The 19,614-nt window shown below is 36.1% G+C and carries 20 protein-coding genes; 7 read left to right on the top strand and 13 right to left on the bottom strand.

Annotation, left to right across the window (positions count from 1 at the left end):
- Positions 1-70: 70 nt before the first annotated feature.
- From AC0L5Q_RS06425 to AC0L5Q_RS06370, 12 genes are all read right to left on the bottom strand, one after another.
- On the bottom strand, positions 71-763 hold the full coding sequence (locus tag AC0L5Q_RS06425; RefSeq protein ID WP_473615936.1) for a hypothetical protein: 693 nt from the start codon (positions 761-763) through the stop codon (positions 71-73).
- Positions 744-1,202: a hypothetical protein gene (locus AC0L5Q_RS06420; RefSeq protein WP_473615933.1), complete on the bottom strand. Its 459-nt coding sequence runs from the start codon at positions 1,200-1,202 to the stop codon at positions 744-746. Before AC0L5Q_RS06420 ends, AC0L5Q_RS06425 begins: the two co-directional genes overlap by 20 nt.
- Before the next feature lie 10 nt (positions 1,203-1,212).
- Positions 1,213-1,629: a hypothetical protein gene (locus AC0L5Q_RS06415; RefSeq protein ID WP_473615929.1), complete on the bottom strand. Its 417-nt coding sequence runs from the start codon at positions 1,627-1,629 to the stop codon at positions 1,213-1,215.
- 453 nt (positions 1,630-2,082) lie between these two features.
- The gene (locus AC0L5Q_RS06410) at positions 2,083-2,502 is read right to left on the bottom strand and encodes a VOC family protein (RefSeq protein ID WP_473615927.1); all 420 of its coding nucleotides are present in this window, start codon (positions 2,500-2,502) and stop codon (positions 2,083-2,085) included.
- Positions 2,503-2,513: 11 nt separating this feature from the next.
- Complete coding sequence (nth, locus tag AC0L5Q_RS06405; protein ID WP_473615924.1) at positions 2,514-3,173, bottom strand: endonuclease III; 660 nt, start codon at positions 3,171-3,173, stop codon at positions 2,514-2,516.
- Positions 3,174-3,205: 32 nt separating this feature from the next.
- Positions 3,206-3,913: an electron transport complex subunit E gene (locus AC0L5Q_RS06400; protein ID WP_077338772.1), complete on the bottom strand. Its 708-nt coding sequence runs from the start codon at positions 3,911-3,913 to the stop codon at positions 3,206-3,208.
- The gene (gene rsxG, locus AC0L5Q_RS06395; protein ID WP_473615920.1) at positions 3,910-4,560 is read right to left on the bottom strand and encodes an electron transport complex subunit RsxG; all 651 of its coding nucleotides are present in this window, start codon (positions 4,558-4,560) and stop codon (positions 3,910-3,912) included. The genes AC0L5Q_RS06400 and rsxG overlap by 4 nt, the downstream gene beginning before the upstream one ends.
- On the bottom strand, positions 4,553-5,635 hold the full coding sequence (rsxD, locus tag AC0L5Q_RS06390; RefSeq protein ID WP_077338770.1) for an electron transport complex subunit RsxD: 1,083 nt from the start codon (positions 5,633-5,635) through the stop codon (positions 4,553-4,555). Before rsxD ends, rsxG begins: the two co-directional genes overlap by 8 nt.
- Positions 5,636-5,638: 3 nt before the next feature.
- On the bottom strand, positions 5,639-8,044 hold the full coding sequence (gene rsxC / locus AC0L5Q_RS06385) for an electron transport complex subunit RsxC (RefSeq protein WP_473615915.1): 2,406 nt from the start codon (positions 8,042-8,044) through the stop codon (positions 5,639-5,641).
- An 8-nt stretch (positions 8,045-8,052) separates the two neighbouring features.
- Positions 8,053-8,607: an electron transport complex subunit RsxB gene (rsxB, locus tag AC0L5Q_RS06380; RefSeq protein WP_473615913.1), complete on the bottom strand. Its 555-nt coding sequence runs from the start codon at positions 8,605-8,607 to the stop codon at positions 8,053-8,055.
- Positions 8,607-9,188: an electron transport complex subunit RsxA gene (gene rsxA / locus AC0L5Q_RS06375; RefSeq protein ID WP_076419737.1), complete on the bottom strand. Its 582-nt coding sequence runs from the start codon at positions 9,186-9,188 to the stop codon at positions 8,607-8,609. The genes rsxB and rsxA overlap by 1 nt, the downstream gene beginning before the upstream one ends.
- Positions 9,189-9,442: 254 nt before the next feature.
- On the bottom strand, positions 9,443-11,341 hold the full coding sequence (locus tag AC0L5Q_RS06370) for an EAL domain-containing protein (protein WP_473615907.1): 1,899 nt from the start codon (positions 11,339-11,341) through the stop codon (positions 9,443-9,445).
- Positions 11,342-11,816: 475 nt separating this feature from the next.
- Here AC0L5Q_RS06370 and rimP point away from each other — a divergent pair, with 475 nt between their 5' ends.
- From rimP to rpsO, 7 genes are all read left to right on the top strand, one after another.
- The gene (gene rimP / locus AC0L5Q_RS06365; protein WP_473615903.1) at positions 11,817-12,272 is read left to right on the top strand and encodes a ribosome maturation factor RimP; all 456 of its coding nucleotides are present in this window, start codon (positions 11,817-11,819) and stop codon (positions 12,270-12,272) included.
- A 43-nt stretch (positions 12,273-12,315) separates the two neighbouring features.
- Complete coding sequence (gene nusA / locus AC0L5Q_RS06360) at positions 12,316-13,812, top strand: transcription termination factor NusA (protein ID WP_473615898.1); 1,497 nt, start codon at positions 12,316-12,318, stop codon at positions 13,810-13,812.
- 22 nt (positions 13,813-13,834) lie between these two features.
- Positions 13,835-16,513, top strand: coding sequence for a translation initiation factor IF-2 (gene infB, locus AC0L5Q_RS06355; RefSeq protein ID WP_473615894.1), 2,679 nt, complete (start codon positions 13,835-13,837; stop codon positions 16,511-16,513).
- Positions 16,514-16,619: 106 nt separating this feature from the next.
- The gene (rbfA, locus tag AC0L5Q_RS06350; protein WP_473615890.1) at positions 16,620-17,033 is read left to right on the top strand and encodes a 30S ribosome-binding factor RbfA; all 414 of its coding nucleotides are present in this window, start codon (positions 16,620-16,622) and stop codon (positions 17,031-17,033) included.
- Positions 17,034-17,059: 26 nt separating this feature from the next.
- A complete protein-coding gene (truB, locus tag AC0L5Q_RS06345; RefSeq protein WP_473615887.1) occupies positions 17,060-18,007 on the top strand; it encodes a tRNA pseudouridine(55) synthase TruB in 948 nt (315 codons plus the stop codon).
- A gap of 136 nt (positions 18,008-18,143) precedes the next feature.
- Positions 18,144-18,317 (top strand): hypothetical protein, encoded by a 174-nt coding sequence (locus tag AC0L5Q_RS06340; RefSeq protein WP_473615883.1) that lies wholly within the window; start codon positions 18,144-18,146, stop codon positions 18,315-18,317.
- 172 nt (positions 18,318-18,489) lie between these two features.
- Positions 18,490-18,759 carry a 30S ribosomal protein S15 gene (rpsO, locus tag AC0L5Q_RS06335; protein WP_076418899.1) on the top strand — a complete coding sequence of 90 codons (270 nt, stop codon included), beginning with the start codon at positions 18,490-18,492 and terminating at the stop codon, positions 18,757-18,759.
- A gap of 112 nt (positions 18,760-18,871) precedes the next feature.
- Here the strand turns inward: rpsO and rnt are convergent, their stop codons facing one another.
- Complete coding sequence (gene rnt, locus AC0L5Q_RS06330; protein ID WP_473615878.1) at positions 18,872-19,537, bottom strand: ribonuclease T; 666 nt, start codon at positions 19,535-19,537, stop codon at positions 18,872-18,874.
- Positions 19,538-19,614: the final 77 nt, after the last annotated feature.

Genomic DNA, 19,614 nt, shown 5'->3' with positions numbered 1-19,614 from the left:
ATTGGCTAAAATAGTGACGCAGGAGCAAAACCAACTGTTTTTTGTCCTGCTGCAATGTCTTGTTTTATTGCTACCACTCAATACTCTTGAATGTAATTTCTTCGTTGTGGGATATAAATCTAATTTTGGAGTTCTTCAGATCAATATGCCATCTAACTGAATTGTGAAAATTGTGAACTGCTTTTAAATTCCCCCCCTTTTTTGTTGCATACCACATGGTTAGTTGTTCGGATTCTTTTTCACTCGTTACAATAAGTAACTTATTTTTTATTTTGTGTTTTATTGAATTTTTATTATTTAAAACTCTACTACTAGAACTACCAAAAAATTTAACAACATCATTTGTACTAATGCTTTCCTCAAAAATGAAGGTTTGAATATCCCAAATTCTATTGCGTTCAAAAAGGTAGGATTGTTTTTCTGTTTTTGGATCGAATATTAAGATATTTTTAATTCTGGTATTCGATTTACTCGAAAACATCCCTCCTGATTTAGGTTTGTGTTTTATAGGATAAAAGAATAAACCTGAATCTGCATCATATCCCTGATTGACGCTTTGGTAATAACCACCTGCATTTAAATTTAAAGATAATAATAAGAATACTAAAAATATAGATTTTTTCACTTGAACTCCATTTGCAATATAGCACCCAATTAATAGGCTAAGTTTAGTTTGCCAAAATAGCGACGCAGGAGCAAAAAACAACTGTTTTTGTCCTTGTTGATTAGCTCGTTTATTACATTTATTTTTCTGTAATCCCATCAAGGTTAACTTTCAATACAACTGTAGATTTTACATTATTAAGAGCCTTATTGTTCTTAATGGCTTCTTTTGTATATGAGTTATATGTTACTTCTATTTCTGCATAGTCATACTGATTAACAGCAAGCCACTGTGTATTTATAATTTCACCATAAACTCCTAATTTAAAAACATTAACCTCAGGGGATTCATCGAATGTTGAAACGCTAACATAATATTGATATTTACATATACCATGAGTCTCGATGAAACAATCTTCGCCGTTTAAGGGGGTTTGATAAAGCCTAATATAAAGCTCTTTATTAATATTATTATCAGTTTTATTTAACTCAATTATTGTACCGTAAGCCATAGCTTCTTTAATCTTTAACGAGCTATTACTTAAGTGATTAGTACAAGCAGAAAGTAAAAAGGTAGCTACCAAAATGATAAGTTTCATAAGTATTTACCTAATTGACGGAAAAGTGAATGTGGTCACCATGACCAGATATTGCCTTGTCTTTTCCTAGCTTTTTCTTCAACAGAGGGCCAAAATTCTCTCTTCTATGTTGATAGTTTTCAAATTCCATTTGAATCGCATCGGTTATTGCTTTTACAGCAGGTGATGAAGGATAGAAGATAGACATTTTCATTCCATTGATTCGTGATATATCAACAGCTTTTCCTTGACCTTGAACATGTCGACTTGGCATTTTATGTTGATCGTTTGCTGAAGAAATATATATTTTATTCAAAAAATAACCTTGCGCTATAGTATTTTTTATAACAAGGTTTAATGCATCAATAATTTTTTGATCTACATTTTTATTTACGCTTGGTGAGAATTCAACGAGGACACCATTTATTCGGTTTGATATTATGGGCATTTATAACTTCCTTATTTGGTATGACATAATTATTGGGTAATGAACTAACAGCTTATTATAGAGATATTATCAGTAATGTCAGCACCACAACGTTTATTTAATTAATATTAAAATCCCATATTTTCATAGGTTTAGGAATCATAAAGTTTTAATTATCACTACAGTTTCTATATTACTGAAAAGCCTCAGTAATATGTAATGTTAAATATGAGTAAATAACATTAAATATTAAATGGTTAGGTTTTAGTTGGAGTGATTTTAGTTTGTTACTAATACTTATCAGTAATATGAATCTAATATTCATTAGAAAATATATTGTGAAAAATTTACTCATAAAACTAGAATGTGAATGGTGGCGCTGTTACTCGATATTTTCCATTGATTAAGGAATGAAATTTAATAGCTTCATCATTATTATCATGAAGCTATTAAACTAAACTGTAAAAATAAGCTTTACCAACTACCTGTGTTTTCCATACTTAACCAAGGTTCTTGAGGCGAAAGTGCTTCACCTTTTTGTAGTAATTCAATTGAAATGTTATCAGGCGATTTAATAAAAGCCATGTGTCCGCAGCGTGGTGGTCTGTTAACTGTAACTCCAGCATCAAGGACCTTTTGGCAGAAGTCGTAGATGTTATCTACTTCAAAGGCTAAATGGCCAAAGTTTCTGCCTATGCTGTATTCTTCAGTTGAACCCCAGTTATGCGTTAGCTCTACTTCAGGTTCACCTATTGCCGTCGCTAAGTAAATTAGTGTGAATTTACCTGCGGGTACGTCAATACGTTTGGTTTCGACTAAACCGAGTAAATCTACGTAAAATTTTAGTGAAGCGTCTAGGTCTTTCACTCGAACCATGCTGTGTAGAAATTTCATAATAGTTATTGTTACTCCGTTTTTTCTTTAAAATCGCATAAGTCTTCGATAATGCAAGAGCCGCATTTGGGTTTTCTTGCTACGCATGTGTATCGTCCGTGAAGAATAAACCAGTGGTGTAAGTTAAAGAAAAACTCCGTTTTTCTTGGGGTGTTTTTTACAATACTTTTTTCTGTTTCTTCTACGGTTTTACCTTTAGCGTAACCTGTGCGATTAGCTAAACGTTGAATGTGGGTATCTACTGCAATGAAGTAGTTACCTTCGTTGTCTTTTAACTGACCAAAGGCTGTATTTAACACGACGTTTGCTGTTTTTCTACCAACACCGGGTAGGGCTTCTAAAGCGGCTCGGCTTTCAGGTACTTCGCCGCCATGTAAGTCTACCAACATTTGACAGGTTTTCATGGTGTTTACGGCTTTGGTGTTAAATAAACCAATAGTTTTTATGTAAGACTTTAAACCGTCTAAACCAAGGTCGAGGATCGCTTGTGGAGTATTAGCTACAGGATACAGTTTATCGGTCGCTTTATTTACGCCAACATCCGTTGCTTGAGCTGAAAGAAGCACGGCAATTAATAGCTCGAACGGAGTGCTAAAATTTAGCTCGGTGGTAGGATTAGGATTGTTATCTCTTAATCTTGTTAGCATTTCTATTCGTGATTCTTTATTCATATTTCAGCTTCTACTACTTTAGCTTTTATTTATTAACTTGCATCAAAATTTACGCGTACACGCTCGATTGATTTAGCTTCTTTTTTAGGTGCGCTTTCGGCAATTTTATTATCAATAAAGTTTTTCAGTGCGATAAATAATCCCATGGCAATAAATGCTCCAGGGGGAAGTACGGCAAGTAAAAATTGGTTATCGAGGTTATATACTTCTATGCGTAATATATGAGCCCATTCGCCTAATAATAAGTGAGCGCCGTCAAATAAAGTACCTTGACCGAGTACTTCTCTTACTGCGCCTAATACAAATAAAACCAGTAGAAAACCTAAGCCCATCATTAAGCCGTCAAAGGTGGCTTGTTTAACGGGGTTTTTAGAGGCGTATGCTTCTGCACGGCCGATAATGGCACAGTTAGTTACGATTAACGGAAGAAAAATACCTAACGATTGATAGAGCACGAAGGTATATGCGTTCATTAATAACTGAACGCAGGTAACAAACGAGGCGATAATTAATACAAAAATAGGAATGCGAACTTCTTTAGGAACCCATTTACGTACTAATGAAACCGTCGCGTTTGAACAGATTAATACGAATAGCGTTGCTATACCTAAACCTAACGCATTGGTGACTGTTGAGGTTACGGCTAATAACGGACATAAGCCTAATAGTTGAACGAGGCCGGGGTTGTTTTTCCATAAACCTTGCCATGCGAGTTCTTTGTATTCTGCACCGTTTGTCATTCAATATCTCCACAATTTCTCGGTTGAGCGAATAACGTTTTTTTGTTTTCGTTAAAATAAGCCACTGTGTTATGTACAGCTTTTACTACGGCTCTTGGTGTTATGGTTGCACCTGTAAATTGGTCGAACATGCCGCCATCTTTAGCAACTTTCCAGCGAGGATCTGGATTACCATTAATCTTTTTGTCGGTAAATGTTGTGATCCAAGAATTTCTTTTAAGCTCTATTTTGTCACCTAAACCGGGGGTTTCGTTATGATTTAATACTCTAACGCCGCTCACAACACCACTGGTTTTAATACCAACGATAATATCAATATTTCCGTTGTATCCGTCGGGTGCTGTGGCGGTTATTGCCATAGCAACAGGAGAGTCATTATAAGTTGCAATATAAGCAGCATGAGGTGTTTGATTTTTTGACTTAGCTGTTTTATCTGAACCTGTTTGGCTGAACATAATACAATCGTTAATTATTTCGTTGTTATATGTTGCAGGGTCAATAACTTGTGATAGCGTTTTGAGTAATTGCTGTTGTTTTTGTAACTCAATTTCATCTTTAGTTAATGAGTGGACTATGCCGACAACAGCGGTACAAACGATAGCGAATATGGCAAGCACATTAGCATTTTTTTGAATAGCTTTACGCATTAGTTTTATCCTGAGCATTCTGCGTTTTTTTATGTCCGTATGTGCGAGGACGTGTGTATTGATCGATTAAAGGCGCAGACATATTACAAAGTAACACAGCGAAAGCCATAGCTTCAGGGTAACCACCATATTTTCTGATAATAAATACAAGTAAGGCAGCTAATGCACCAAAAATCATTCTTCCTTTATTACTGGTAGCGCCCGAAACTGGGTCGGTAAGAATAAAGAATGCGCCCAGCATACAAGCACCATTAAACCAATGAAACATGGTTGATGCGTTACTATCAGGGCTATACATGAAGGCGATGAATGAAAATAAAAATAAGCTAAATAGAAAGCTAAAAGGGGTGATCCAATCAATGGCTTTTTTAAATATTAAAAACAAGCCACCCAGTAAAAATCCAGCATTTACCCATTCCCAGCCTATCCCAAAGTTTTTACCTATAACGGCGCTGTCCATGCTTTCAGCAATGGTTAAACCTAAGGTTAAATTGGTTTTAACGGTATCTAACGGGGTTGCCATGGTGTAACCGTCTATGTGTCTTTTTAATTGCTCAACCGAGTAACCGTCTGTGGTGTAGCTGGTAAAAATAACTGAGAGCGTGTCAAATGCACTTAAGTCGATTGCCATTAACTGTAATGGCGGTTGCCACGATGTCATTTGAACAGGGAATGATATAAGTAGCATGACATAGCCTGCCATAGCTGGGTTGAATGGATTATGACCCAAGCCGCCGTATAGCTGTTTTACAATAATAATGGCAAATGCTGCACCTAAAATAGATATCCACCACGGCGCTAATGCGGGTAAGCTAATACCTAAAAGTATGGCAGTTAAAATGGCACTACCATCGAAAATTTGTTCAGGAATTTTCTTTTCTCTTAAGGATAAAATAAAAAACTCAGCAACTAATGCACTCGCAATAGCTAGTGAAATATGAATTAAGTTACCCCAACCAAAAAAGTACCATTGCGCCAAAATACCTGGGATGGTGGCGTAAATTACCAACCTCATTAAAGCGGATGTTTTATTTTTTAAATGGTTATGCGGCGAGCTTGCGATCCAAAAGGCCATAATTTAAGTTAACTCTGAACGTTGTTGTTTTTTGGCTTTTGCTTTAGCGACTGCTTCAGCAATTCTTTTTTTCTTCTCTTCTGCTATCGTATCTTTACTGTCTGTTGGTGTTGTAACTTCTTTTTTTGCTCTGGCTTTCGCTACAGCTTCTGCGATTTTTATTTTTTTATCGTCTTCGTTTGCAACGGTAGCTTCAGGCGTTTCAATAATTTCAGGCGTTTCAATAATTTCAGGTGTTTTCACTGTTTCAGCTACTTTCTGAGTGTCTGCAGCTTTTGATGTATCAGCCACAGGAACATCACTTTCTTCAGTTACCGTAGCAGGGACTTCTTTTGCTAGCTTTTTAGCTTTTGCTTTGGCAATAGTTGCTGCTATTTTCGCTTTTTTATCGTCTTTGTTTGTATTATTAGTTTTTGCTTCGGTCACTTTAGGTTTTTCAATAACTTCAGGTGTTTTTACTGTTTCACCAATTTCAGGAGTGTCTGTAGCTTTTGATGTATCAGCTAAAGGAACATCACTTTCTTTAGTTACTGTAGAAGGGACTTCTTTAGCTTTATTTTCTTTCGCTAGTTTTTTAGCTTTTGCTTTCGCGATAGTTGCTGCTACTTTTGATTTTTTACCTTCTGGAGAAACTTCTAAAGCAGGTTTTTTTTCTGTTTTATTATTTGCCTTAGTGTCTTGTTTATTTTCAATTTTAGTTGAATCTTCAGCATCAAAATTATTTTGGTTGGCTAATTTTTTAGCTTTAGCACGAGCGATCGCAGCTGCAATTTGTGGGTTTTTAGGTTTTTCTGAGGCTTCTACTGCCTGCTGCTCTTGAGGAGTTGTAGTTGCAGCATCTGTAGTTTGTGCTTTTTTAGCTTTTACACGTGCTAAAGCTGCAGCAACCGCTGACATTTCATTTTTGGCTTCAGGAGTACCTGAATTCATTCTTGCTTTACGGGCTTCAGCGGCTTTACGCTGTTTTTCTTCTCGCGCTTTTTTGTCACGTTCTAATCTTAGCTTACGTGCTTCAAATCTTATTTTTGCTTTTTCGGCTTTTATTTCAAGCTGCTTTTGTTCACGTATTTCAGCTTTACCAATGCGATAGTAATGTACTAGCGGAATGTAACTAGGGCATACGTAAGCGCAGGCACCACATTCTATACAGTCGAATAAGTTGAGGGTTTCTAGTTGATCGTGATCTTTAGCTTTTGCGCTCCATTGGAGTTCTTGCGGAAGAAGCTGGGCAGGGCATACATCGGCACATTGTCCGCAGCGTATACATTCAACTTCTGTATTTTCAGCAGCAATTTCTTTTTCACTTGGCGCAAGTACACAGTTTGTTATTTTTACAACGGGTACATTACCTGACGGTAAAGCAAACCCCATCATAGGGCCGCCCATAATAATGCGTTGTTTATTACTTTGCGGTTGGTATTCACATTGCTCAAGTAAATAGTTAACAGGAGTTCCCAACAAGGCCCATACGTTTTGAGGTTTATTTAAACCTAAACCAGTAACGGTAGTTACTCGTTTAATTAACGGGATATCGTTAATAACAGCGTCAGCAATCGCATAGCAGGTTGCTACGTTTTGCATGATAATACCTTGAGAACTCGGTAAAAATCCGCTAGGTATTTCTTTACCTGTTAATATTTGAATCAGTTGTTTTTCTCCGCCAGAAGGGTATTTGGTGGGAATAACACAAACTCTTATATGTTCGAGATCTTTAGTTGCGTTTTGTAATGTTTTAATGGCTTCGGGTTTGTTGTCTTCTATACCAATTAATACATATTCAGGATTAATGAGTTGATGAAGAATATTGATGCCATCAATTATTGTTGGGCTTTGTTCTCTGATCAGTAAATCGTCTGCTGTTATATAAGGTTCACATTCAGCAGCATTAATGATTAAAAACTCTATTCTTTTAGAATGAGCAGCTGAGCTATTAGCTTTGATATGAGTAGGAAAACCAGCTCCTCCCATTCCTGCTATGCCTGCATTCGCTATTTTTTCTAATAGTTCGAAATTAGTGAGTTTATGATAATCAGTGCAAATATTGCGCTGTTGCCATGTATCTTTGCCATCAGGCGCTAAAAATAAACAAGGTTCTGGTAACGCAGAAGGGTGAGCAATAGTTGCATCTTTAATCGCTGTAATCGTGCCACTTGTTGGTGCGTGAATAGGTATTGCCATTGGGTGATTACTAGCAGTTAAAGCTTGACCTTTTAACACTGTATCGCCTACAGAGACAATTAACTCACCTGCTTGACCAATATGTTGTTGCAGTGGAAGAATAAGCTCTTTTGGTAAAGGCAAAGTACGAATAGGCTTGTTTTCAGTGATAAATTTTTGTTCAGGTGGGTGAATGCCACCATGGAATTTCCAAAATTGGTTTTTATCAATTCGGTTAATAATAGAATTCACGTATTTTCCTAATCAACTTGTGTTACAGGTATGCTATTTAAATCCCATTGCCAACTTTGTTTTGTTGTTTCAATTGGTCGCATTTCAATACAATCAACGGGACAAGGCGCAACACATAGATCACAACCTGTGCATTCATCTACAATAACGGTATGCATTTGTTTGGTGGTACCAATGATGGCATCTACTGGACACGCTTGTATGCATTTAGTACAGCCGATACAGTCTTCTTCAATAATGAAGGCTACTTTTGGCGTGTTATCAGCGGCATGGTTTTCATCTAATGCTTGTACTTCGACACCCATTAATTCTGCTATTTTCTTTATAGTTTCTTCGCCACCAGGTGCACATTTATTAATTGCTTCACCATTGGCTACAGCATCTGCGTAGGGCTTACAACCTGGGTAGCCACATTGGCCACATTGTGTTTGTGGCAGTAGGTCATCTATTTGTTCTGCGAGTGGATCACCTTCAACTTTAAATCGAATTGAGGCATAGCCCAGCAAAGCGCCAAATAATAGGGCAATAAAACCGATAACAAGAATTGCGATAACGATAGACATTAGAACTTCACCAATCCTGTAAATCCCATAAAGGCTAATGACATTAAGCCCGCGGTGATCATTGCTATTGCAGAACCTTTAAATGGAGCTGGAATATCTGCATTGGCTAATTTTTCTCGCATAGCAGAAAACATAATCAGCACTAATGAAAATCCAGCTGCGGCACCAAAACCGTAGATTATTGATTCAAAGAAGTTGTGTTGCTCATACAAGTTAAGTAAAGCAACACCTAATACAGCACAGTTAGTAGTAATAAGGGGGAGGAATATACCTAAAAGGCGATATAAATTGGCACTCGTTTTATGTACTACCATCTCGGTAAATTGTACGACAACAGCAATAACTAATATGAAAGCCATAGTTGTTAGATATTCTAACCCTAGCGGCGCTAAAATATAGGTATTAACAAGGTAACTTAGTAAAGAAGCTAATGTCATTACAAATGTCGTCGCATAGGCCATGCCAACAGCAGTTTCAGTACGAGATGAAACTCCCATGAAAGGGCATAATCCTAAAAATTTTACGAGTACAAAGTTATTCACTAACACAGTACCGACTAATAATAAGAGATATTCAGACATTTAATGATTACATTGGTAAATTTATGGTGGATATTATCCGTTTTTATACCAAAAGAAACAACCGCTTGATTGTAGGGTTATTCATCAATTTGGAAAGTTTATGAGCCATTTCAAGTAATTGTTTAGATTATGAGCAATTATATAGGTGGTAAGACGGAGGGGAATATTTTTAGGGATACAAAATTTTGGTGTTTTAAAGGAAACTGCAATGCCTTTTTAATAAAAAACATTGCAGTTAGCTAGTGTTTAAAGTGCTATAAAGGTAGTGGCTTACCTATATAAAATCCTTGGCAACCGTCTACAAAGAGTTTTTCTAGGGCAAATTTTTCTTCTTGGCCTTCAACACTTTCAGCTAATACCGAAATACTCAATCTATGAGCTAAATCTACCATTAAGCGTAAGAAGTATTGGTTGTTTTTATCTTCATCAATATCACGCGTATAAGTACTGTCCATTTTAATAAAGTCAGGTTTTAAGTCTTTAAAGAATTTAAATGATGTTAAGCCAACACCAAAACGTTCTACTGTTACTTTGGAACCCGCTCTGTGGATCATATCAATAAAGCGTTTACTGGTTTTTATATTTTGTTGTAGACCATATTCTGTTATTTCAAAAATAAGTCTTGAAGCGATTGACGAATCTCTAAGTAATCTTCTTTCTAACCAAATTAAAAAGTGCTCATCGTGAATGCTTCGTGTACTTACATTAATGCCATAAGAAGAATTAGTAAGATTTTTACTAGCAATCTCAGAAATAACTTTTTCAATAATCATCTTATCTATTGCAACAATTTTGTCGAGCTTTTCTGCCATAGCAACAAAAGAAGCTGTAGGTAACATTTCTTCATTTGAATTTAAGAATCTTGCTAGTATTTCACCATAAACTTTAACATTTCGGTTAGACGGTTTAATATTTTGTACCAGTAAAGTAATTCTTTGATTTTCTATTACGTTATCAATTTCTTGACGCCAATTTTGATTGCCATAACTAGCACTGGCACTTTCTAAAATATCTGTGTCAGTTTGCGCATACCAAGAGTTTTTGTGTTGTGTTTGAGCTATGCTGATCCCGGTGTCTGCGAGGGCAAGCAACTCGCCTAAAGGTTTGTCTTTTTCGAAATATACCAGTCCAGTAAAAGCAACCGAATCTAAATCTGAAACTTGTTGGTACGAGTTGAATTTTTCTGTTAATTGCTCAGCATATTTTTCCGCATTTTTAATGGTGCTATTGGGGATTATTGTTGCAAAATCAGAACTGTTTAGTCTAAATAATTGCGCACCTTGATACTTAGCTATCAATCCTTTCATTATTTCAGCAACGCCACATATATAAGTGTCGCCAGCATTGTAGCCATGAATTTGGTTAATTGTTTGTAATTCTGAACATCGTGTAATTGTTAATACGCCAAATTTAATGTTTTTATCACTACTTATTTGGTTTTCAAAATATTGAACAAAACGGCTTCTATTACTTAATTTTGTAATAGGCTCTAAAAAGGCTTTCTCTTCAAGCGCTTTTGTATTTATGTTATGTGTACTAATTAATTTTTTAAGCTCAGTAAATATATGAGTAAATTCAGCGGGAGCATTGCTTTTTGAGGTTTCATCTTCTGTAAAATTATTATTTATCGCTATTTTTAAATCGTCATATAATTTTTTTAGAAGTGTTTTGTAGCTGTGCGAACTTAATAAGCTAGCAATTAGTATAAAAATAAAGGTTAAACCTAATATTAATGAAAGCAATTTTATAATGAGTGATGATTCATTACTAAAATCAAGCTGATAAACAATAGTTAAATTGTTTTTTACTGTTAACTTATTAATTTTAGGTAAAGTGTAAGGCAATATAAGTGTATTGATAGGGGTTGAATAATTATAAATACTTTTATCGGTGTTATTCGTTATTTTCAGTAAACTATATTTATAATTTGAACGTAACGACTCTATAAATATTTGTTCTGCTGCATTGTTATTATTTAGTTGTGACTGATCACTTAACAACAAAGCTGAGTTTGCTTTAATTATAGAAGCATGAACGTTTTGTTTTTCTTGTAAATATTTTGATGTAGTAAATATTGAAAAAAGTACAATAATTAAAGAAAAAACAATTCCTAATATGCAATTTCGTAACAATAATTGAGAAAAAGTATACATAATAAACTTGTTAGCTCCAAAAGAACAAATGTTAGTTAAATGTTAGGTAAATGTTAATTGGTTTTTACGCGCTATATATACCATATAATACTAATAAGATATATCACAAATGTTTAATTTTTGAGTGTTTTTTATTCATATTAGCACCTAAATTTAAATACAGCATTTTTTTATTTAACGTTTTTTTTATCCTTACTTGTAAAGCCCTTGCGCTTAGACGTTAGTAAATATATAATTCGTACCAGCTTTTAGTGTAGCAGTTGTCACTAGGTATTTATTGAGAGTATTATTAATAAATATTAACTGTTGTACTTATGGCGAATGAACTTTATTCGCCAATACAGAGGGTTAGTGAATTTGAGCCCCTCGTTAGGGGCTTTTTTATGTGTAAATGATTGTTGTTATGACATTGTTTGTACAAATAAATGTTTTGATAATGGGCTTAATGCCCTTTTTTTGTTTCTGGAGAAAATGATTGGCTAAGTTTGATCAAAAGTTAACTGAAATGTTAAGGCCTGCCGTTGAAGGTGTTGGTAAAGAGTTACTCGGCATTGAGTTTATAAGTGCAGGCAATAATTCGGTTTTACGTTTGTTTATCGACCATGAAAATGGCATAAACGTTGATGATTGCGCAGAAGTTAGTCGTCAAGTTAGTGCAATATTGGATGTAGAAGATCCAATAGGTTCAGAATATAACTTAGAAGTGTCTTCGCCCGGTTTGGATAAGCCTCTATTTAGTTTAGAGCACTTTCAAGCTGTAATAGGGGAAACCATAACAGTTAAATTATCAATGCCTTTAAACGGCCGCCGTAAGTTTAAAGGCAAACTTGAGACTATCGATAACGATATATTAATAGTGGTAGTTGATGGTCAGGATTATGAACTTCTTTTTAGTAACATTGATAAAGCAAATCTTGTTCCTAAATTTTAATGATAATTTTTAGATTTATTTTAAATAATTAAGGCTAAGTAGCATGAGTAAGGAAATATTACTAGTTGTAGATGCTGTTTCAAATGAAAAAGCATTACCGCGTGAAAGTATTTTTGAAGCGATGGAAACCGCTTTGGAAACAGCCACAAAAAAGAAATATGAAGGTGATATCGTTGTTCGAGTAAGTATCGATCGCGTATCAGGAGAATTTGAGACTTTCCGTCGTTGGTTAGTTATAGCTCCTAGTGATGATCAAATGGAAAATCCATATGCAGAAATCACATTTGATGCTGCTCAGTATGATGACCCAGATGTAAAAATTGGCGATTATGTTGAAGAGCAAATAGAGTCAGTTACATTTGACCGTGTAACCACTCAAACCGCTAAACAAGTTATTGTTCAAAAAATTCGTGAAGCTGAACGTGGACTTATTGTTGATGCTTACCAAGATCAAATTGGTGAAATCATTACAGGTGTAGTGAAAAAAGCGAGCCGCGATAGTGTTATTTTAGATTTAGGTAGTAATGCAGAAGCGATTATATATCGTGATGATATGTTACCGCGTGAAACTTTCCGTCCAGGCGATCGTATTCGCGGTTTATTATACGATATTAAACCTGAAGCACGTGGCGCACAATTATTTGTTAGTCGAACTAAGCCTGAAATGCTAATTGAGCTATTTAGAGTTGAAGTTCCTGAAATTGGCGAAGAAATGCTTGAGATAAAGGGCGCTGCTCGTGATCCAGGTTCTCGCGCGAAAATTTCAGTGAAAAGTAACGACAAACGTATTGATCCTGTTGGTGCATGTGTTGGTATGCGAGGTTCTCGTGTACAAGCCGTTTCTAGTGAGTTAGGTGGTGAACGTGTTGATATCGTTTTATATGATGACAATCCAGCACAATACGTAATTAATGCAATGGCACCCGCTGAAGTTGCATCAATTATTGTAGATGAAGATAAAAATACCATGGACATTGCCGTTGAAGATGACAACTTAGCAATGGCTATTGGTAGAAGTGGTCAAAACGTTCGTTTAGCTAGCCAGTTAACGGGTTGGGAATTGAATGTTATGACTGTTGCTGCGATGAATGAAAAACATCAAGCTGAAAATGACAAAGTATTATCTTTATTCGTTGAAAAGTTAGACCTTGATGAAGATTTTGCAACGCTTTTATGTGAAGAAGGTTTTACTTCACTTGAAGAAATAGCTTATGTTCCAGCAGCTGAAATGTTGGAAATTGATGGTATGGACGAAGACATTGTAGAAGAGCTTCGCGCAAGAGCTAAAGAAGCATTAACAACACAAGCATTAGCAAGTGAAGAAACACTTGAAGGTGCTGAACCCGCTGAAGACTTATTAAACCTTGAAGGTTTAGAACGTCATTTAGCATTTGTTTTAGCAAGTAGAGGTGTAATTACCTTAGAAGATCTTGCTGAACAAGGTGTTGATGAAATATCAGATATTGAAGAATTAGATGAAACCAAAGCAGGCGAGCTAATTATGGCTGCCCGCAATATTTGTTGGTTTAATGAAGAATAATAACACCGGGAGAAAATTATAGATGGCAGATGTAACAGTACAAGAGCTTGCCAAAGAAATCGGTACACCGGTGGAACGCTTAGTTAGTCAATTAGCTGACTCTGGTGTTCAAAAGTCGGTAACCGATTCTGTTTCGCAAGATGAAAAAGAAAAATTATTAGAACATTTGAAAAAGCAACATGGTGATGAATCATCAACTCAGCCAAGTAAAATGACACTAAACCGTAAAACTAAATCAACTTTAGTTCTTGGGCATGGTAGTAAAGCTAAATCAGTAAATGTTGAAGTTCGTAAAAAACGTACTTACGTTAAGCGTAGTGAGTTAGAAGAACAACAAATTGCTGAAGAAGAAGCAAAAGCACAAGAAGAAGCTCGTATTAAAGCTGAAGAAGCAGCGAATGCGAAAGCAATTGCAGACGCTAAAGAAGCTGAAAATGCTAGAGCAGCAGCTGCGGCTAAATTAGAATTTGAGCGTGAAGCAAAAGCTAAAGCTAAAGAAGAAGCAGATGCGAAAGCAAAAGCGGCTGCAGTAGCTAAAGCAAAAAATATTGATGAAGTTAAAGCTCCAGTTAAACCAGCAGAAAGTGATGAAGCCAAAAAACTTCGTCTAATTCAAGAAGCTGAAGCTACGGCTAAAGCTGAAGAAGAAGCTAAAGCAGCAGCAGAAGCAGCTAAAAAACTTGCTGAAGAAAATGAAGCTCGTTGGAAAGCAGAAGAAGCTGAACGTAAAGCAAAAGAAAAAGAAGTTGTGCATTTAACATCTTCTAAATACGCTCAAGAAGCTGAAGATAAAAGCGATTCAGCCGATGAAGGCGGACGTCGTCGTCGTAAGAAGAAAAATACTTCACAAGATCGTAATGCAAGAGGTGGCCGTGCTTCTCGTGGTAAACAAACTTTATCAGCACCTCAAAGCTTACAGCATGGTTTTACTAAACCAGCTGAAACTAAGCTTAATGAAGTTCGCATTGGTGAAACGATTTCTGTTGCTGAATTAGCAAATAAAATGTCTGTTAAAGGCGCTGAAGTTGTTAAAGCAATGTTTAAAATGGGTGCTATGGCAACCATTAACCAAGTGATTGACCAAGAAACAGCAGCACTTGTTGCTGAAGAAATGGGTCGTGAAGTGGTTCTTGTTAAAGAAAATGCACTTGAAGAAGCCGTATTATCTGACCGTGGTCATTCGGGTGAGTCAATTACTCGTGCACCAGTGGTTACTATTATGGGTCATGTTGACCATGGTAAAACTTCACTACTTGATCACATTCGTGAAGCAAAAGTTGCTGATGGCGAAGCGGGTGGTATTACTCAGCATATTGGTGCTTACCATGTAGAAACTGGACATGGAATGATCACATTCCTAGATACTCCAGGCCATGCGGCGTTTACTGCAATGCGTTCTCGTGGTGCTAAAGCTACCGATATCGTTATTATTGTAGTTGCAGCAGATGACGGTGTTATGCCACAAACAGTTGAAGCTATTCAGCATGCTAAAGCATCTGATGCTCCAATTATTATTGCTGTAAACAAAATGGATAAAGAAGGCGCAGATCCAGAACGTGTTAAAAGTGAATTATCGCAACACGACGTGCTTTCTGAAGAGTGGGGCGGAGACGTTCAATTCTGTCATGTATCTGCAAAAACAGGTTTAGGTATTGATGAATTACTTGATGCTGTTTTACTTCAGTCTGAAGTACTAGAACTTACTGCTGTAGTCGATAAAATGGCACACGGTGTTGTTGTTGAATCTAAACTTGATAAAGGTCGTGGCCCAGTTGCTACTGTTCTTGTTCAGGAAGGTACTTTGAACCAAGGCGATATCGTATTATGTGGTTTAGAATACGGTCGTGTTCGTGCAATGCGCGATGAAAACGGTAAGCCAATTCAATCAGCTGGTCCTTCAATTCCTGTAGAAATATTAGGATTAAGTGGTGTACCACAATCTGGTGATGAAGCGACAGTTGTTAAAGATGAGAAAAAAGCACGTGAAGTTGCTCTTTATCGTCAAGGTAAATTCCGTGATGTTAAATTAGCGCGTCAACAGAAGTCTAAACTTGAAAACATGTTTGCTAACATGGCTGAAGGTGATGTTTCTGAAGTTAACGTTGTATTGAAGTCTGATGTACAAGGTTCACTTGAAGCAATTTCTGATTCATTAACTAAGCTTTCAACTGATGAAGTTAAAGTTAAAATTATTGGTTCAGGTGTTGGTGGAATTACTGAAACAGATGCAACACTTGCTGCAGCATCAAATGCTATAGTTGTTGGCTTCAACGTTCGTGCTGATGCCGCTGCTCGTAAAGTGATTGAGTCTGAAAAGATTGATTTACGTTACTACAGCGTTATCTATGCATTGATTGAAGAAGTTAAACAAGCAATGAGCGGTATGCTTGCCCCTGAATTCAAACAAGAAATCATTGGTCTTGCACAAGTACGTGACGTATTTAAATCACCTAAAATCGGCGCTATTGCTGGTTGTATGGTAACTGAAGGTCTTATTAAACGTTCAGCTCCTATTCGTGTACTTCGTGAAAACGTTGTAATTTACGAAGGTGAATTAGAATCACTTCGTCGTTTTAAAGACGACGTACAAGAAGTTCGTAACGGTACAGAATGTGGTATCGGTGTTAAGAACTATAATGATGTTCGTGTTGGTGACCAAATTGAAGTATTTGAAACAGTTGAAGTTCAACGTACACTTTAATTAAACAATATACTGCATGAAACTAGGGCTAATCTTGTATTAGCCCTTTTATGTTTTTAAAGAACAGTAAGCCATGGCAAGCTGTTTGAAATAATAGGTAATTAAGATGGCAAGAGAATTTGCTCGTACCGATAGAGTCGGACAAGAAATTCAAAAAGAAATCGCAACTATACTGATGAGAGAAGTTAAAGACCCTCGTTTAAGTATGACAACGGTTTCAGCAGTAGAGGTAACTAGAGATTTAGCTTATGCAAAAATTTTTGTTACTTTTTTTACAAATGAAGAATCAGAAATTAAAAGCTCTATTGAAGTATTAAACGATGCTGCTGGCTTTATTCGTTCATTACTTGCAAAGAAATTGAGAGCGAGAATTATGCCTCATTTACGCTTTGTTTATGATCAATCAATGGCTGAAGGTGTTCGTATGAGCTCTTTGGTTGATAAAGCTGTAGCAAGCGATAAGCATTTGATGGACGATGAGTCAGTAGAATCTACAGATATTGAAGATGATAAAGAGTAAAGCTAGCATTTTAAGGTAATAACTTAATGGCCAAGAAGAGAAAGGGCAGAGCAATAAATGGTGTTTTATTGCTGGATAAGCCTTATGAAATGTCATCTAACAACGCATTACAAAAAGTTAAGCGTATTTATTTTGCTCAAAAAGCAGGACATACAGGTGCTTTAGATCCGTTAGCTACAGGTATGCTGCCAATTTGTTTAGGCGAAGGCACAAAGTTTTCTCAGTTTTTATTAGATACTGATAAAACATACGAAGTTACTGCTAAGTTAGGTGTTAGAACTACAACCAGTGATGCTGACGGTGAAATTGTTTCTGAGAAAGAAGTCAATGTAAGTGCCGATGAACTTAGCAAAGCATTAGATTCCTTTAGAGGTACAACTCAGCAGATCCCTTCTATGTATTCAGCGCTTAAATATCAAGGTCAGCCTTTATATAAATATGCGCGAGAAGGTATTGAGGTTCCTCGTGAATCAAGAGATATAACGGTTTTTAATTTAGAGCTTTTACGTTTTGAAGATGATGAGGTTGATTTATCTATTCATGTGTCTAAAGGTACCTATATAAGAACGATTGTAGATGATTTAGGTGAGTTATTAGGTTGTGGTGCTCATGTTGCTCACTTAAGAAGAAGTGCTGTTGGCAATTATCCTAAAAATAGAATGGTTACTATGGAGCAACTTGAAACCTTATTAGCGCAAGCTGAGGCTGATGAAGTGTCTCCTTCTACACTACTTGATCCTTTGTTATTACCCATGACAACGGCTTGTGATGGGATACCTGCTGTTTTTGTTGATGATATGTCGGCTCATTATTTAAGGCATGGTAATCCTGTACAAACCTCTGATGGTCCTGCTGAAGGTATGGTACAAGTGTTTATTGGTGATAACGAAGACGATGGTGAATTTATTGGTGTAGGCTTCATTGATGATGAAGGCAGAGTTGCACCTAAACGTATTGTTGTGGCAGCAAATTAAAATAGTTAATTTTATTTTCAGCTTTACCATCTTAGATAGAACAACATTAATTACTTATAGGGATTCTTTAATTAGATTCCCTATTTTTTTAAGTGCAGTTAATCGTTTGTCCATAATTTCATGATAAGCAGATAATGTGTTTTATGTTGCTGCGAAAGAGTTTATAGATCATGAAAAAATGGATATTGAATTTACGATAAGAGAAATAGCAACCAATATCCATATTGTTAAACAGTCTCATTTTTATAGTGGTAGTGAGGCAAATTATATACCCGTTACCATTCAAGGTGCTCTGAAATACGCACCTTGATTGGTAACGGGTATAAATATAACTAATGATCCGCAGTAAACAGTTGCAATCGCACACTTTACTGATAGAATACGCGCTCTTTTGTCGTCTTAGCTGAATTAGTGTTTGGCAGGATGAGAATTTTACTTACTTATTCCATACTCGGTTTAAGTAAACACACTAAGGAAATATTATGTCTTTAAACGCTACAGAAAAAGCAGCAATTGTTGCTGAATATGCTCAAAAAGAAGGTGATACAGGTTCACCAGAAGTACAAGTTGCTTTGTTAACAACTCAAATCAACCATCTTCAAGGTCACTTTAAAGAGCACATCCATGATCACCATTCACGTCGTGGTTTATTACGTATGGTAAGTCAACGTCGTAAATTACTTGATTACTTAAAAGGCAAAAACGTTGAACGTTATACTGCTTTAATCGGTAAATTAGGTCTACGTCGTTAAGATTAGATTTATTTGGAAAGAGGAGCCTTATGGCTCCTTTTTTTATGGGATAAGTTAATTATTAACCTTTAGTGATATCACTAAAGGTTAATAATTAAAGAGAAAAAGAAAGCTACTCTTCTATTAAAGGCCAGCCACCTAGTTGTTTCCATTTATTTACAATATGGCAAAACAGTTCTGCTGTTTTTTCTGTGTCATATAAAGCCGAATGAGCTTCACTGTTATTAAAATCTATATTGGCTGCTATGCAAGCTTTAGCTAATACTGTTTGCCCTAATACTAAACCTGAAAGTGTAGTGGTATCAAAACTAACAAAAGGGTGAAACGGAGAGCGTTTAATTAAACACCTTTCTGTTGCTGCATTTACAAAACCTAAATCGAATGAGGCATTATGAGCAACCATGATAGCTCGCTGGCATCCAACGGCTTTCATTTTTTTACGAATTAATTTAAATATAGCTTTCAGCGCTGTTTCTTCATCAACAGCACCTCTTAACGGGTTGGTTGGATCAATACCAGTAAATTCTAAAGCCGCTTTTTCTAAATTAGCACCTTCAAAAGGGTCAACATTAAAATGTATGGTTTTATCTAAAGAAAAATTACCGTCTTCATCAAGGGAAAGGGTTGTTGCTGCTATTTCAAGGAGAGCATCGGTTTGCGCATTAAATCCAGCGGTTTCAACATCTACAACTACAGGGAAGTAACCTCTAAAACGTTGTGCAAAAAGTGTTTTTCCGTTGTCTGCTGAAGCAGTAGTAGATGAATTAAGATCCGTCATACAAAAAGTCTTATTTATTTTGATAATTAATAACAATTATCTCAGAAAATAGCTAAAATAAGTACGAAGAACTGAGT

The organism is Pseudocolwellia sp. G5-9, from assembly GCF_055808995.1.
The sequence above is the reverse complement of the archived record's forward strand: the minus strand, read 5'-3'. Positions and strand labels throughout refer to the sequence as shown.